At 68.7% G+C, this 15,171-nt stretch carries 16 protein-coding genes; 6 read left to right on the top strand and 10 right to left on the bottom strand.

Annotation, left to right across the window (positions count from 1 at the left end):
* Positions 1–92: 92 nt before the first annotated feature.
* The gene (arcS, locus tag M1L36_RS14950) at positions 93–1,874 is read right to left on the bottom strand and encodes an archaeosine synthase subunit alpha (RefSeq protein ID WP_250874540.1); all 1,782 of its coding nucleotides are present in this window, start codon (positions 1,872–1,874) and stop codon (positions 93–95) included.
* A gap of 89 nt (positions 1,875–1,963) precedes the next feature.
* Between arcS and M1L36_RS14945 the strand changes: the two genes are divergently transcribed.
* Entirely contained in the window at positions 1,964–2,962 is a 999-nt protein-coding gene (locus M1L36_RS14945) for a hypothetical protein (protein WP_250874539.1), read from the top strand.
* Positions 2,963–3,194: 232 nt separating this feature from the next.
* Positions 3,195–3,437: a hypothetical protein gene (locus M1L36_RS14940; protein ID WP_250874538.1), complete on the top strand. Its 243-nt coding sequence runs from the start codon at positions 3,195–3,197 to the stop codon at positions 3,435–3,437.
* 25 nt (positions 3,438–3,462) lie between these two features.
* On the opposite strand, the gene M1L36_RS14935 is transcribed toward M1L36_RS14940, so the two are convergent.
* The 3 genes from M1L36_RS14935 to tgtA are packed head-to-tail and all read right to left on the bottom strand — an operon-like array spanning position 3,463 to position 6,258.
* A complete protein-coding gene (locus M1L36_RS14935) occupies positions 3,463–4,518 on the bottom strand; it encodes a DUF7544 domain-containing protein (RefSeq protein WP_250874537.1) in 1,056 nt (351 codons plus the stop codon).
* A gap of 47 nt (positions 4,519–4,565) precedes the next feature.
* Positions 4,566–4,739, bottom strand: coding sequence for a hypothetical protein (locus tag M1L36_RS14930; protein ID WP_250874536.1), 174 nt, complete (start codon positions 4,737–4,739; stop codon positions 4,566–4,568).
* 46 nt (positions 4,740–4,785) lie between these two features.
* A complete protein-coding gene (tgtA, locus tag M1L36_RS14925) occupies positions 4,786–6,258 on the bottom strand; it encodes a tRNA guanosine(15) transglycosylase TgtA (RefSeq protein ID WP_250874535.1) in 1,473 nt (490 codons plus the stop codon).
* A 143-nt stretch (positions 6,259–6,401) separates the two neighbouring features.
* Between tgtA and M1L36_RS14920 the strand changes: the two genes are divergently transcribed.
* Positions 6,402–7,124: a lipase family alpha/beta hydrolase gene (locus M1L36_RS14920; RefSeq protein ID WP_250874534.1), complete on the top strand. Its 723-nt coding sequence runs from the start codon at positions 6,402–6,404 to the stop codon at positions 7,122–7,124.
* A gap of 35 nt (positions 7,125–7,159) precedes the next feature.
* Here M1L36_RS14920 and M1L36_RS14915 read toward each other — a convergent pair whose 3' ends face one another.
* Positions 7,160–7,918, bottom strand: coding sequence for a helix-turn-helix transcriptional regulator (locus M1L36_RS14915; protein ID WP_250874533.1), 759 nt, complete (start codon positions 7,916–7,918; stop codon positions 7,160–7,162).
* 131 nt (positions 7,919–8,049) lie between these two features.
* Between M1L36_RS14915 and M1L36_RS14910 the strand changes: the two genes are divergently transcribed.
* A complete protein-coding gene (locus tag M1L36_RS14910; protein WP_250874532.1) occupies positions 8,050–8,463 on the top strand; it encodes a DUF4870 domain-containing protein in 414 nt (137 codons plus the stop codon).
* A gap of 35 nt (positions 8,464–8,498) precedes the next feature.
* Here the strand turns inward: M1L36_RS14910 and M1L36_RS14905 are convergent, their stop codons facing one another.
* From M1L36_RS14905 to M1L36_RS14885, 5 genes are all read right to left on the bottom strand, one after another.
* Complete coding sequence (locus tag M1L36_RS14905; protein WP_250874531.1) at positions 8,499–9,074, bottom strand: NUDIX hydrolase; 576 nt, start codon at positions 9,072–9,074, stop codon at positions 8,499–8,501.
* A 72-nt stretch (positions 9,075–9,146) separates the two neighbouring features.
* Positions 9,147–9,485: a CHY zinc finger protein gene (locus M1L36_RS14900; RefSeq protein ID WP_250874530.1), complete on the bottom strand. Its 339-nt coding sequence runs from the start codon at positions 9,483–9,485 to the stop codon at positions 9,147–9,149.
* A gap of 4 nt (positions 9,486–9,489) precedes the next feature.
* The gene (locus M1L36_RS14895; protein WP_250874529.1) at positions 9,490–10,083 is read right to left on the bottom strand and encodes a P-loop nucleotide/nucleoside kinase family protein; all 594 of its coding nucleotides are present in this window, start codon (positions 10,081–10,083) and stop codon (positions 9,490–9,492) included.
* A 113-nt stretch (positions 10,084–10,196) separates the two neighbouring features.
* On the bottom strand, positions 10,197–10,919 hold the full coding sequence (locus M1L36_RS14890) for a profilin-fold protein (protein WP_250874528.1): 723 nt from the start codon (positions 10,917–10,919) through the stop codon (positions 10,197–10,199).
* Positions 10,920–11,059: 140 nt separating this feature from the next.
* Positions 11,060–11,581: a PH domain-containing protein gene (locus M1L36_RS14885; protein ID WP_250874527.1), complete on the bottom strand. Its 522-nt coding sequence runs from the start codon at positions 11,579–11,581 to the stop codon at positions 11,060–11,062.
* 194 nt (positions 11,582–11,775) lie between these two features.
* Here M1L36_RS14885 and M1L36_RS14880 point away from each other — a divergent pair, with 194 nt between their 5' ends.
* Together M1L36_RS14880 and M1L36_RS14875 are read left to right on the top strand one after the other, a co-directional pair.
* Complete coding sequence (locus M1L36_RS14880; RefSeq protein ID WP_250874526.1) at positions 11,776–13,125, top strand: APC family permease; 1,350 nt, start codon at positions 11,776–11,778, stop codon at positions 13,123–13,125.
* A gap of 310 nt (positions 13,126–13,435) precedes the next feature.
* Positions 13,436–15,133 (top strand): ABC transporter substrate-binding protein, encoded by a 1,698-nt coding sequence (locus M1L36_RS14875; RefSeq protein ID WP_250874525.1) that lies wholly within the window; start codon positions 13,436–13,438, stop codon positions 15,131–15,133.
* Positions 15,134–15,171 lie beyond the last annotated feature (38 nt).

Below are 15,171 nucleotides of genomic sequence, written 5' to 3'. Positions count from 1 at the left end.
AGACGCCACTAAAGACTGGCTTCGCCGGCACTCGTCGCCGCCGTCGACGGGTGGTCCGATTGACAGGTGGTCCGACTGAGGAGTCGGTCCGGCTACCGTTCCTCGACGTGGCGCACGTCGACGGCGATACCTCGCGTCGAGCGCACCATCTCGTCGCCGGCCATCGACGCGCGGCCGACGGCGAACGCACGCGGTCCCTCGACGACCACCTCCTCGCCGACCCGGATGTCGGCGTCCGCGTCGAGGATGCCTGGTGCGAGGACGCTGCCCTGCGGGACGAAGCCGTCGATCTCGACGGTCTTGGTGGGGACGTCGCTGTCGACCCAGCGCTTCGCGCCTTCGAGGGTGAGCGACAGCGTGCCGTACTGCGGGACGAGCGTCGCCCACTGCTCGCCCTCGCTGTTGACGCGCAGGGAGGGGTACCGGCCACCCGTCGAGATGTGGTCGAAGAAGGCGTCGCCGGCCGCCGCGCCCTCCTCGCCCACCGCGCCGCCCGCGCCGAACTGGTAGTCCGCGATGGCCCGCACCGTGTTGTGCTCGCGCTCGCGTTTCAGGTAGCGTTCCTCGCCCTCCAGCGTCTCGTCGAGGGCGGCCAGCGACTCGTCGGTCGTGGGGTGGTCGCCGACGGTGAACTCGAACTCGACGTCCGATTCACAGCGCTCGACGGCGCGTTCGACGATGTCGGTGTACCCACCGGGCGGAACGTGCGCGACGTGGCGGGGGTAGTCGGTGGCGTCGAGGTAGCGTGCGAGCACCTCGGCGACGAACTCGACTTCGGACTCGCTCCACTCGCCGGTCACCACGGAGTCGTAGTGCTGGGCGGGGTAGGTGAGTTCGAGTTCCTGCGGGACGACGCCGATGGGCGACGTCATCGACACCTTGTGACCGCGGTAGCCGATGGTCTTGTGGAACTGTGCGTGGCTCTGAGAGTCGCCGTACGGTTTGCGCGCCGAACACGGCACGAGCACGAGCGGCCCGTCGAAGCGGTTGTGGTAGCGACTCGTCACGCGGTCGGCGAACCGCTGTATCTCGACGCGCTTGAGCGAGTCGTCGCTGGCGGCGAGCAGTTCGTCCCGGCGGAGGATGGGGGTGCGCTGTTCGACGTAGCCGTACTGCTGGTCGAGACGACGGAACGTCGCGGTCAGCCACGCCTCGTGGCGGGCCTGCCCCTCGACGTAGTCGCGCAGGCGGCCGCCGCGGATTCGCTGGCGGACGCGAGCGAGTTCCGCGCGGAGCGCGTTGACGTTGTGCTCGGCGCAGTCCTCGTGGTCGAACGTCTCGCGGGACTGCTGGCACGCCGCGCAGGCACACGGCAGTTCGTCGAGGTCTTCGAGGAACGCCTCGCCGTCGGTCGTGAGGTAAAAGCCCTCCAGTCCGCGGACGTACGCCTTGTCGGTGTCGAACAGGTCGACGCCCGCGTACGCGAGCGTGGCGACGTTCGCGGGCGTCGCGAGTCCCGAGCAGTACAGCGCGCTGTCGGGGGGAATCTCCCCGCGCACGTCGAGGACGGTCTCGACGAACGCCGCGGCGTGACCCGCGATACCCGCGGCCTCCGAGAGCGCGTAGGCGTCCGCGCCGTAGTCGGCGGCCGTGTCCCGCGAGACGACGGCGACGCTCGGGAACTCGACGTCGGGGTAGTCGGTGGCGAACGCGTCGGCGACGCGCTCGTCGGTCCCCGCCGGGAAGGCTCGGTGGGGAAGGACGGTCAGCGTCGACTCGTCGCCGTCGAGGACGTCGCGTTCCTCGGGCCAGCGACTCCCCGAGTCGTCGAGTACCTCGTCGACCAGCCCCGGCGTCCGCAGCGGGTCCGCGAGTCGGACCTCGCCCAGTCGGGCGGGACCGTCGCGCTCGTGGACCTCGAAGTAGTCGGTCATTGGCGGAGGTCGGTGGTCGGGGGTACAGGGCCTTTCGATGTGACGTGACCGACCACGAGATATTTACCGTCCTGACAGTCACGGAGCGTATGGCTCTCCCCGCTCCTCTCGGACACCTCCTCAGACCGGCCGAGACGTTTGCCGACCGCCGAACGGCACCGGCACTCGCCGTCGGTCTCGTCGTCTGCGTCGCGCTCCTCCACGCCGTGAGCGTCGGCGTCGTCGCCGGCGCGTTCACCGACGTCTCCGGCACGGTGACCGTCGACAACCCCGAGTACCCCGGTGACTGGCAGTGCGACCCCGACGGCTACGACCCGTTCGACCAGGGGACGCCCGCCGACTGTGCCCAACCGGAGCGGGTCGACCGCAGCCTCGGCGCACACGCATCCAGGGCCGTCGGCGGGTACGCACTGACCGCGTTCGTCGCCGTCGTCGTCGGGTGGCCGCTGCTGGCGTGGCTCGTCCACGTCGTCGCCGTCCCGGGAAGAGCGGGGTTCGGTCGGACGCTGTTCGACAGCGCGTGGGCCGTCGTCCCGCTCTCGCTGGTCGCCGTCGCACGGCTCGTCGCCGTCCCACCGCGGGCGGCCGACCTGAACCCGGGGACGCTCGACGAGGCGGCCGCGTCGGCCCTCGAACTGACGTTCGGCCCCGAGACGACCCTACTCGTGGGCGTCGCCGTCCTCGCCGCGACGTGGTCCGGCTACGTCGCCTACGGCGTCGCCGCGAACCGGACCGACGCGGACGCGACGGGCGGTCGAGGAGTCTGGACCCAGGGTCGGTCCGACGGTCGCGGAGCGGTCGCCGGCGTCGTCGTCACCACCGCGCTCGTCGTTGGGACGTTCGTGCCGATGCTCCCGATAGCGGGGGGGACGGCGTTCGTGGCGCTGTTCGTCGTCGCCGCCGGCCTCGTCATCGCGACGTTCGCTCGCGGTATCATCCTCCACAACACCCGCTGGGACCTCGTCGGGATGCGCGGGGGCGAGACGGGCGAACCCACCCGGTGGCGCGTCCTGCTCAAACAGCTCTCGGGCATCGCCTTCGCGGTGTTGGGGTTCTTCATGATGAACGGCGGACAGGTGCTCGTCTGAGCGAGGAGTCGGTGACGACAGGCCGTCGGACGTTCGATTCGGGCCGGAGCGTCCCGAATGACGGACGGTCACTCGAAGTCGTAACACACGGAAAGTACTCATACCTGCCGTCGGATGGGTGACGACGAGGCGCGAGGGCGACGGAACGGCACGTCCGTCGTCCCCGGTCCCCGTACGCATGACGGCACCAGAGACATCCCCGAGCGACTGTGACGACCGACGCTCCGCCGCTGTGGCAGTCAGTGGCGGACGAACCGAGTACACCCTCGAGGCCGACCTCGACCTCGTCCTTCGCGAGGGCGTCGAGGAGGTCGAACCGTTCCGGGCGACGGTCGCCGCAGAATCGGTCGACGACGCCATCGCGGCGTTCCGACGCGTCGCCCACGAGCGACTGGTCGAGACCGGGCCGTTCGTCGACGTCCGGTGTCCGGCCTACCCCGGCTACGGCGACTACCGGTTCGTCGACCCCGAGTGACGACCGGCGACCGCCGGGCCGGCGTTCAGTCCGCGCCCGTCGCACCCGGCGTCCCTCCCTGACCGGGGTCGCGAATCGACCGGCGCTGGTCGGGGATGAGGTCGAACCGTTCGTCGGCGTCGCCCAGCACCAACAGCGCGTGGAACCGGACGTACGTCTGGATGGGCACCTGCACGAACGCCACCACGGCGAGGACGAACAGGACGAACGGCACCGCCAGCGCCGCGACGAGCAACCCCGTCGCGACCGTCAGACCGCCGGTGAACGCACCCGTGAACACGCCGAGACCGACGCCGAGGAGCGCCAGCGCTCCGCCGACGAGTGCGACCGGGATGGCGACGGCGATGCCCGCGAGGATACCCGCGGCGAACAGCACGACGACGACCACGAGTGCGTACACCACGAACTGCCGCCACTGGTCCCGGACCGTCGGCCAGAGTCGCCGCCACGCCGCGAGCACCCCACGGTCTTCGAGCAGCATCACCGGGACGACGAACACCGTCGTGAACCCCGCGACGACGCCGAGCGCCAGCGCGTACAACACGAACAGCGGTCCGAGCACGACGAGCGTGAGGAGTGGAACCACCGGGTCGGCCCCGACCACGAGCGGACCGACGGTCAGGCCGAAGACGAGCGCTGCCCCGAGGAGTCCGAGGAACCCGAGGACGAGACGGAAGCCGAACAGTCGCGCGCCCGCCCCGGCGTACCGGGCGAAGAACAGACGGACGGCGACGCGGTCCTCGCGGAGCGACTCGACGAGGACGAACTCCATCACCGCCCCGACGAACCCGAACACGAGCGCGAGCAGGACGCCCAGAACGGCGACGCCGACGAGGAGCGGGAGCAACGGTTCGAGGGTCTGGACGAACGCGTCGAACTCGGCGGCCGAGAACTCCCCTCCCGACCCGGTGTCGGAGCCAGCACCCGCCCCGCCGAACGGCGAGGACGGGGTTCCGGTGGACCCCGCGACGAAGAACGCGACGAGCGCGAGTCTGAGCCAGCGTCGCCACTCGAACGGGAGCAGGAAGCTCCGCGTCGCCGCGTAGGCGTCGTCGAGGTCGTCGAGCGCGTACAGTGCCATGTGCGCCCGTAGCGCACATGGGTGGTTAGTTAGGACGCGTCAATCGCTCACCGGTCTCGGACCGTCAGGACGACCGCGACGACGACACAGACCGCCGCGAGACCGGTGACGAGCGGTCCACCGGTGCCGTCGAAACGCCAGCCGAACACCGTGTACCCGACGAGACCGACGGCGGCCGCGGCCAGTCCGACGACCGTCCCGAGTGTGGTGGTGGAGGACACGCGGTAAACCAGTCGTTACCGTGACAATAGTGTTGGGGTGAGTTCGCTACTCGCCGAGCGGACGCTGGATCACGCTGTCGGGGAGACGTGCGAGCGCACCGTCGGGCCACTGCCAGTGAGCGACGGTGACCGACACCTCGGGGTTCGCCTCGGCCAGCGCGCGGACGCCGTCGGCCGCGGCCTGGTACGCCGCCGGCGACAGCGTCTCGGGGAGTTCGGCGGTCAGCGGGTAGGAGTCCGAGAGGTGGCGCGGGTACGGGCCGAACGGTGGGGCGAGTCGCCACGTCGCGTCGAAGGCGTCGTTCTTCTCGCCCTCCGAGAGTAGGAGGTCGGTGCCCGGGGGAACCGACAGCCGTGTGAGTCGCTCGTGGTGTCGCAACACCTCGGGGCGACGCGCGCTCTCGGCGGAGACGTGGAAGAACGCGTCTTTCGTGACGGGGTCGGTCCGTTCGAGTTGGTCGGCGTGGTCGAGCAGCGCGCGGTAGCCGTCGAGCATCGCCGGGTGCCCGCGGGCGCGGACCTCGACGAGTTCGAGCAGGTTGCCCGTCCGCACCGCCTGTTTCACGCGACGCATCTCCTCGAAGGTGACGTGGAGGTTGTGCCGGGCCAGCAGGCGCTCGCGGCTCTCGTCGTCGCACGACGCCACCTCGTCGGGCGCGTACTCGGCACAGACCGGACAGGAACACGGGAAGTACTCCAGGTCCGCGAGGTGTTCGGTGCCGCGAACCGTCAGGTAGCGGTCGTCGCGAGCGTACAGCGCGTACGCCGCGGAGTCGAAGAGGTCACAGCCGGCGGCGACGGCGAGCGCGAACATCATCGGGTGGCCCGCGCCGAACAGGTGGACCGGGGCGTCCGTACCGAGGCCGCGTTTCGCGGCGGCCACGACGTTCACCATGTCCGCGTACCGGTAGCTGTTGAGCATCGGGACGACCGCACCGACCGGGAACACGTCGAGGTCGGTGCCGGCGGCGTGGCGACCCGCCTGCTCGCGCAGGTCGGTGTACGTCGACCCCTGGACGGGCGCGTTGACGAGCATGTCGCCGACGTCGACGGTCTCGGCGAGTTCGAGACGCTCCTGGGTGGTCGCGAGTTCGCTCTCGGCCTGCTCCCGAGAGGCGTCCGGCGGCGTCGGGATGTCGACGGGTGTCCCGATGTCGCTCCCGACGTCGCGCTGGAACTGGAGGATCTCGCGGGTGTCGGTGTCGATGTCGCCGTACTCCGCGAGTTGGAACGAGCCGGAGTCGGTCATGATAGCCCCCGAGAAGTCGTAGAGGTCGTGGAGCCCGCGGGAGAGCGCCTCCTCGCGGAGGTCCTCGCTCTGGAGCAGGATGTAGCCGTTGGTGATGAGGATCTGTGCGCCGAACTCCGATTCGAGTTCCGAGGGCGCGACGGTCTCGATGTGGGGGTTGACGACCGGCAACAGTGCGGGCGTCTCGACGGTCACGCCCGCGCGGGGGACCTCCAACTCCCCCACGCGCCCGGCGGCGTCGAACGTCCGCACTTCGAAGTGGTCTCGCATACCCGCGATTTCCCGAGCGCGTCACTAAGGGTTGCGTTCCGGGGGCGCTGGCGGACGCCACCGGTCGGCGTGCCGCGGGGACTTGAAGACCCGGGCGACGGCCCCACCAGCGCCTTTCGGAACGGTCCCTGCGTGTCGCACACATGACTCGGCGAACGAGACGCAGTCTGTTGCGCGGACTCGGGACCGTCGGAGCCGGTGCGGTGGGCCTCTCGGCCGTCGGTGGGGCGACGACCCGACCCGGTCCGGAGCCGGTCGTGCTCGTCCACGGCTACGGCGACACCGGAGAGACGCCGTGGTGGGACGTCGCCCGAGGCTACTTCCGGGACGTCGGCTACCCCGACGACGCGATTCACGTCCTGAACCTCGGCGCGATTCCCGGGACGACCGTCGACTCCCCCGAGGAGTACGCGACGGCGGTGCAGGCGGCGCTCGAATCGGTGAGCGACGAGCACGGCTCGGCGGTGGACGTCGTCGCGCACTCGATGGGCGGCCTCGACACCCGCTGGTGTGTCGAGAAGCTCGACGGCGCGCAGTACGTCGACGACCTCGTCACGCTCGGGACGCCCCACCAGGGTACCTACGCGGCGTACCTCGGGTCGCTCACCCCCGGCGGGCGGGACATGCGTCCGGGCAGCGAGTTCCTCACCGCGTTGAACGACGGTCAGTTGGCCGAGGGCGTCGCCTACGCCGCGCTCTGGAGTTCGGCCGACGAACTCATCGTCCCGAGTCGCTTCGCAGCACTCCCCGACCCGGAGCTGTCGTCGGTCGCGTCGGCCCGAAACCGGAACACGGGGCTCCAGGAGCACGTCCAACTCGTCTTCGACCGGGCGGTGTTCGACCAGTACGCACCTCTGCTCGACTGAGACCGCGCCGCGACACGCGCGGCGCGCACGGTCGCTCACTCCTCGCCGACGACCACCGTCGCCGCCGCCCGGTAGCGTTCGAACTCTCGCTCGCCCCACGCGTAGGCGTCCGGGTCGTCGGTGTCGACGAACGCCGCCAGCGTCCCCGTCTCGGGGTCGTAGCCGCCGAGTCCGACGCGCTCGTCGAACAGCGCCAACCCACACGGGAGGTCGTCGACGACGCGCAGCGTCAGGTTGCCGCTGGCGGCGGCCGCGGCGCTCTGTTCGGGAGCGCTCTCGACGATGGTCTCGACCAGCCCTTCGGGGTAACAGACGTCCGTCTCCATGCCGTCGACGATGCGTTCGTAGAGTCGGTCGACGTTCCCCGGCGCGACGGTCGCCACGTCGAACCCCCGAAGTCGGCCCGTCGACTCGACCAGCGACATGAACCGCCGGACGGGTCGGTACGGGTCGCCCGGCTGGCGGGTCGTCACCGTCGCATCCGCGAAGTGCTCGACGGCCACCTCGTAGTCGGTCGTCGCGAGGAACGGACCGAGGCGGGTCGCGGCGCGCTCGATTCGTCGGAACCGTGCGAGCGCCTCGGCCACGACCGCCCCCTTCGCGGTCAGCCTGAACCGTCCGCCGACCCGCTCGACCAACCCGAACTCGTCGAGCAGGCCGGTCGCCCGGAGGACGGTCGGTTTCGACACCCCGAGTCGTTGTTCGAGGTCGCGTCGGTCCAGCGGCCCCTCCCGAAGCGCGGCGAGGACGGGACTCCTACGGACGAGTCTGACGAGTCGCTCTACGCCGTCCATGAGTATCGGTGGCAGTATACACACTTAACTGTACGTCACCTGATACGGACGATTCAGTCCCTGAGACGCGTGGCAGTAGCCGGACTCGGGTCGCTCGCTGGGTATAATCCACCGTGGCAGGATACTGTGTCATGGCAACACAAGAACGTGCCACGGCCGTCGACTCGACAGCGACCGGACTGGAACCGAACGTCCTCGCGGCGCTGTCGTACGTCCTGGGACTCGTCACCGGACTCGTCGTCTACCTGCTCGAACGCGACGACGAGTTCGTCCGGTTCCACGCCGCCCAGAGCATGGTCGTCTCGGTGTTGCTCGTCGGGGCGAGTATCGTCCTCACCGTGTTCCAGACGATGCTGTTCGGAGTCGGCTTCCTCGACCCCGCGGGGTTCGTCCTCTGGAGTCTCCTCTCGCTGGTGTTCACGCTCGTCGGGTTGGTCCTCTGGCTGGCCTCGTTCGTCGCGTGGGTCTACCTCATCGTTCGGGCCTACCAGGGGGCGACACCCCGAATCCCGGTCGCCGCCGGGTTCGCAGACCGTCTGGTCTGAGCGCCCTCACAGGTCTCACTCCCGTTTTCGCACTCTCACCGTCCGCCGGCGAGTTCGTACTGACCGACCGCGAGCACCGTCCGGCCGTCGCGGACCTCGCCGTTCACGACGGCCTCGCGCAACTCGTCGTACGCCACCGTCGTCGGCCTGATGGACTCGTCGAAGTCGAGGTCCTGTTCGCTCGCGGGGGTACAGCCCTCCGCGACGAAGACGTTGAACTCCGAGTTCGCGATGCCGTTGGCCGGTTCGACCGTCACCAGCGGTTCGACGCGCTCGGCCTCGTAGCCCGTCTCCTCCGTGAGTTCGCGTTTCGCGGCCGTCGCGAGGTCGACGTCGTCGTCCTCGACGGAGCCGACGGGGACGCCGAAGTTCACCCGGCCGACGGCCTGTCGCCACTCTTCGATACAGACCACGTCGTCGTCGGGCGTGAACGCCAGCACGAGGACGGCGGGCGGTTCGGCGAGGTAGTCGAAGTCGGTCTCGGTGCCGTCGGGCAGCGTCACCTCGTCGTGGCGAATCTCGAAGCCCGGACAGTCGTAGGCGACCCACGACTCGTCGGTCGTCCAGGCGAGGGGGTCATCGGCGTCGTCGTCGGGAGGTGTCACCGTCATACCGACACCTGTGTGGGCCGGCATAAAAGCGACGCCGACTCGTGGCGCTCGACGCCCAGTCACCGACCGTGCTCACTCCACGGCGAAGTACCGGTCGGCGTGGGCCGCACACCCGGGGTTGAATGCCACCCCGCAGTGGGGACAGGCGTGGTCGGCGTCGAGGTACGCCGTGACGCTCAGGGTCTCGCGACAGACGCCACAGAGCACCGCGGGATCGTCGAACCGGTCGGCGGGCCAACGCTCGACGTCGTGGTCTGCACACGCCTCGTGGCAGGCGTGACACGGGTAGAAGGTGTCACAGCACGCGAAGCGCATCGCGACGACGTCGCGCTCGGTGCGGTAGTGGCGACAGCGCGTCTCGTCGTCGACGTCGAGGCCACACAACGGGACGTCGAATCGCGGGTCGGGCATCCGCTCACCGCTCGGCGAACAGGCGGTCGACCTGTCGCCTGGTCTCGGCGAGGCTGCCGGAGTTGTCGACGACGAGGTGGTCGGTCTCGATTGGTTCGAACAGGTCGCGGTACATGTCGTACACCTCGACGTCGGCGTCGCTGGCGTCGTCGGTCCGCGCCCGGATGCGCTCTCTGACGACCGGGTCCTCGCAGGTCACCTCGACGAGCGAGAACGGGACGTCGACGGCCTCTGAGACGCCACGGGCGCGCGAGCGCTTGGCCGCCTCGCGGAACGTCGCGTCGAGCACGGCGGGGTCGTCGTCTGCGACGAGCGAGCGACATCGCGCGAACAGTTCGTCGTACACCGCCTCCGACTCGGCGTCGGTGTAGTCGGGGTCGGGAAACAGCTCTTTGCGGATGACGTCGGTTCGGAGGCGCGTCGCGTCGAGACGGTCGGTGATGCGTTCGGCGACGGTGGTCTTGCCCGCCCCCGGCAGACCACAGACGACGACCACGTGACCGCCCGTCGCCCGCGCGCTCGTCGCGACGGACTCCTCGGGCGTCGATACCCCGCGTGCGCTCCCCTCGGCGCTCCCGGCACTCGCGTTTCCACGCATCGTTCGGTCAGGGGTACCTGGCGGCGGGGGCCGCTTCAACCTTCGCAAACTGACCGTCGCACGGGCGGGGGTGTCACGCGACGCGAACGCTCGTCGAGAGGGTCAGTCGCGGCTCACAGCGTGATACGCGAGAGGTCGGCTTCGACGTCGTCGACGTGCTCGTTGAACGCTGCGACGAACTCGACGAACCCGGCGGCGTTGTCGCGGACGGCCTCGGCCGACGGTGGCTGGTACTGCGAGACGAGGTACTCCCCGCCCTGGCCGCCGACCCGGAGGTACGACGTCGTCGACCCCTCGCGTTTCAGCTCCCAGCGACTCCCTGCGACGCGAGCGGCGAACGTCCCGTAGTCGCCGCCCTCGTAGCGGTGGAGCTGGTCGGCCATCGCGTCGCAGGTCTCGCGGATGCGGGCGACGATACGGTCGCGTTCGGCGACGGCGTCCGCGGTGGATGCGACCTCGGGGAACTCGGTCGGCACGCCGTCGAGGACGCCCTGTTTCGCGAAGACGTGGTCGTTGAACGCACGGACGAACGCGCCGTAGTCCTCCATCGCGTCCGCGAGGTCCTCGGCGTCCGGGGGCTGTTTCGTCGAGACGACGTACGTCTCGCGACCCGAACGGCGCTCGAACCGGAGGTACTCCAGGTCGCCGGCCTCGTACTTCACGGTCCACTCGCCGGCGCTGGTCTTGAACGACGCCGAGCCGTAGTCCCCGCCCTGGAGGAGGGCGAGTTCGCGGGCGATGGTCCCGGCGTGGGCCTCGACGTCGGCGACGATGTCGTCGCGTTCGCCAGCGACGTCGGCGGCCGCGGCGACCTCGTGGTCGGAGGGGTCGGTCATGGACGTCCTCGGGGGGTTGGCGGGATAACCCTACGGTACGCGTGCGGAGTGAAAGTGAACCACCGACCGGCGAGGCGGGTCGAGCGTCTGTCGGAAGTCGGTCGCGCATCGACCGAGGACGGTCAGGTGGCGTCGAGAGGTCAGGTCCCGACGGACTCGCGGCGAGGGTCGTCCCAGTCGGCCCCGAACAGGCGGTCCGACAGCAGGCCGTTGACCGACGCGGGTTCGCGGACACAGCGGAAGGTGAGTTCCGCCTCGTGCGACCCCGCCGTCTCGACGGTCATGTCCCCGCAGGCTGTGAGCTTCTGGAGCATCGTCTGTGTGAACGACGTGTTCTGGATGCGGTCGAGACGAACCGTCGTCACGTCCCGTCGGAGGATGCCCCGCTTGCGGTACACCTTCCGGGAGGTGATGACGTAGACGACGCTCCGGTAGGCGACCACAGCGTACCCACCGACGGCCAGCGCGGCGGCGAACACCGGCCACGAGAGCCAGCGCCACTCCGCCGGCACGAGCACCCAGACGAGCGCACCGACCAACAGCACGCCCACCGCGACGGCCAGCCAGTACTTCACGAGGTACGGACTCGGCCGTCCGACCCACTCGACCCGTTCGTCCGTCCCCAGCGTGACCCAGTTCGGAACCGCGCTCTCCTCGGTCATACCCCCGATAGGCCGCGTGAGACCTAATCTGTCATCTCCCGGGCGACGGAGAGTCCCGAGAACTCGACGGTCTCGGACGCTCTCACGCGGTCGACCAGGGAACCGGTTCGTTCGAGCGGGAGTCGGGCGGGCCACCACACCACCCACTGTGGCAAGCCCAGTCACTATCCGTCGGTCGGGAGAATCGCGGCCCAATGGCGGACTCCGACGGTACGTTGGGGCTGACGGGTGCAGTGTCGATGGCGCTCGGAGGGATGATCGGTGGAGGCATCTACGCCGTCCTCGGCGTCGTCGTGAACATCTCCGGGACACTGTCGTGGCTCGCGTTCTCGCTCGCCGGACTCGTCGCGATGTGTGCCGGCTACTCCTACATCAAGCTGAACCAGTTGAGCGACCCCGAGGGCGCGTCGCCGACCTACCTGGAGTGGTTCGCGGACAGTTCGACGCTCGCCGGGATGGCCGGGTGGACGCTCCTGCTCGGGTACATCGGGTCGATGGCGATGTACGGCTACGCGTTCGGGAGCTACTCGGTCGACATCGTCGGCCAGGAGGCGCTGTTCGGCGTCCCGCTCCGACCGCTGCTGTCGGCGGCCATCGTCCTCGCGTTCGTCGGTCTCAACGTCGTCGGCGTCGAGGAGTCGAACTGGGTCGAGATCGTCCTCGTCGTCGTCAAGATTCTCGTCCTCGTCGGGTTCATCGCGCTGGGGTTGCGCTACGCCCTCGACGGGAACCAGTTGCGGACCGGGGCGCGGTCGGTCGAGGGCGTCTCGACGCTCTCTGCGGCGGTGATGGCCGCCGCGGTGTCGTTCGTCGCCTTCCAGGGCTGGCAACTGCTGTTCTACTCGCAGGCCACCATCGAGGACCACAGCGACACCAACCCGAAGGCCATCTTCGTCTCGATTCCGACGGCCGTCGCCATCTACATCGGCGTCGCCATCGTCACGACGAGCCTCGTCGGTCTCGACCTCATCGCCGAGCACCCCGAGACGGCGCTGGCGGTCGCCGCCGAGCAGTTCGGCGGGTCGCTCGGCCACCTCGTCATCTCGCTGTCGGCGCTGTTCTCGACGGCCAGCGCCATCAACGCGACGCTGTTCACGAGCGCGCAGTTCTCCGACCGTCTCATCGCCAACGGGATGCTCCCGGACGTCCTCGACGCCGACTCGCCGGGCGACCCCGAGGAGGGGTCGGGGCTGCCGACGCGTATCGTCCTCGTCTTCGGAGCGCTGACGACGGCGTTCACCGTCGTCGGGTCGCTCCAGGGCATCACGTCGTTCGCCTCCCTGACGTTCATCGTCGTCTTCGGCGGGATGAGCTACCTCGCGCTCACCCAGCGCGACCACGAGGACGTCTCGGCCATCCCGCCGGCCATCGGCCTGGTCGGAACCGCGACGTTCCTCCCGCTGATGCTCTGGCACCTGTTCAGCGCACAGCGCGGCGTGTTCTACACCGTCGTCGCCATCAGCGCCGTCGCCGTCGCCGTCGAACTGGCGTACTTCCGGTCGAAACGGTTCGGCCAACCGCCGGCGACCCACGCCGACGACTGAGCGACGACTGACCGACGACCGGGCGACGACGGCCACGGCGAAGACTCCCCGCCGTACTCCCAGACCTACCGACGGCACCTCCGTCCCTCCGCCGACTCTCCCGGCCTGCCACGACGAGATCAGCGTCGCCGCTCGCCGTATTCCCGGCCGACGCATGTTCGGCGAGACTGGACATTCGAACGACAATTTGTGCAGTCAACTTCAATTGATGAACAATCGTCTAGTCAACGTTAGGATATGAATTCGTCCGTCAGATTTTTATATAGCTAAGCGGTTTTTCGGGTATCCCTCGGGAGAGAGACACACACCCATGACAGACGAAGACAACATTTTCCACACGAACCGTCGCCGCGTCCTGCAGGGGCTCGGTGGGGCAGGTGCCGCTGCGCTCGCTGGCTGTCTCGGCGGCGACGACTCGGGCGATACGAACGGCTCCGACGGCTCCGACGGGTCCGGCGGGTCCGGTAACGACTCGACTGGCTCCGGTGGCGGCGGGTCCGGGTCGGGCAGTTCCGGCGGCAAGCTGAAGATGGCGCTCGTCAAGAGCCCGCTCGACTTCGACCCGTTCGTCGCGAACGACGTCCCCTCGACGCAGGTAATCGACCGCATCGTCGAGGGCCTGTACACCTACGACGAGACGACGGGCGTCGTCCCGCTGCTCGCCGACGGCGAACCCCAAGCCAACGACGACGGGACGGAGTACACCGTCACCATCAAAGACGGTGCGACGTTCTCGAACGGCGACCCCGTCACCGCGGAGGACGTGAAGTACTCGTTCCTCGCACCCGTCGAGGAGGAGACCGAGAACGCCTCGGAACTGAACATGATCGACTCCATCTCGACGGACGGCGAGAAGTCGGTGACGTTCACCCTGAAGTACCCCTACGCGCCGTTCCCGAACACGCTGACGTGGTACGTCGTCCCCAAGAGCGTCCGCGAGGAGGACAAGGACGCGTTCAACGCCGGCGACACACTCGTCGGCTCCGGCCCGTACACGTTCGAGAGCTGGCAGGAGGGCAACTACGCGCGCATCGCGGCCAACACCGACTACTGGGACGAGCCGAAACCGATGCTCGACGAGGTCGAGTTCGTGCCGGTCGAGGAGGCGACGACGCGTGTCACGACCCTCAAGAACGGCGAGAACGACATCATCGAGGAGATACCACCGAAGCAGTACCCGACGGTCGAGGCCATCGGCGACGCGAGCGTCGACGAGGTGCCCGGCATCGGCTACTTCTACCTCGCGTTCAACTGCAAGACCGGCCCGACGGCGGACCCCAAGGTCCGCGAGGCCATCGACTACACCTTCAGCATGGACACCGCGGTGGGCAACTACGTCGAACCGACCGGGGTCCGGCAGTACAGTCCGCTCCCGAAGTCCATCGCGGAGGACTGGAACATGCCGCTCGACCAGTGGAAGGAGATTCCACACGACAAGGACGTCGACAAGGCAGCGACGATGCTGGAGGAGGCCGGCGTCTCGAAGGACTACCAGTTCAAGGTCATCGTGCCGCCGGACGACAAGCGTGAACAGATCGGCATCACGGTGTCGAACGGCCTCAAGGAGGCCGGCTACAACTGCTCCGTCCAGCGACTCGACTGGGGGGCGTTCCTCGACAAGTACGTCTCGGGCGACGAGAACGAGTACAACATGTACACGCTCGGGTGGTCCGGGACGCCCGACCCCGACGCGTTCACCTACTACCTGTTCGGTCGGACCGAGGACACCCTCGGCGTCACCAACGGGACGTACTGGGGCGAGAACAGCGAGGCGGGGAAGCAGGCCGCCGAGAAGTTCGTGCAGGCGCGCAAGACCAACAGCCAGGAGGAGCGCCAGACGCTCTACCAGGAGGGCATCACCACGCTCCTCGAAGAGCGTGCGCACCTGCCCGCGTACAACCTGAAGAACAGCTTCGGCGTGAAAGACTACGTGAGCGACTTCACGTCCCACCCGGTGAACAGTTTCACCCTGACGACGGACTTCAACAACGTCTCCGTCGACAAGTAGCGCCGCGGCCACACCGCTTTCAACACCGCATTCATGTA

Origin of the sequence: Halomarina rubra, from assembly GCF_023699475.1 — an archaeon.
In the GTDB taxonomy this organism is placed as follows: domain Archaea; phylum Halobacteriota; class Halobacteria; order Halobacteriales; family Haloarculaceae; genus Halomarina; species Halomarina rubra.
Note: the sequence above shows the minus strand (reverse complement) of the source record. Positions and strands in the feature narration are given on the sequence as shown.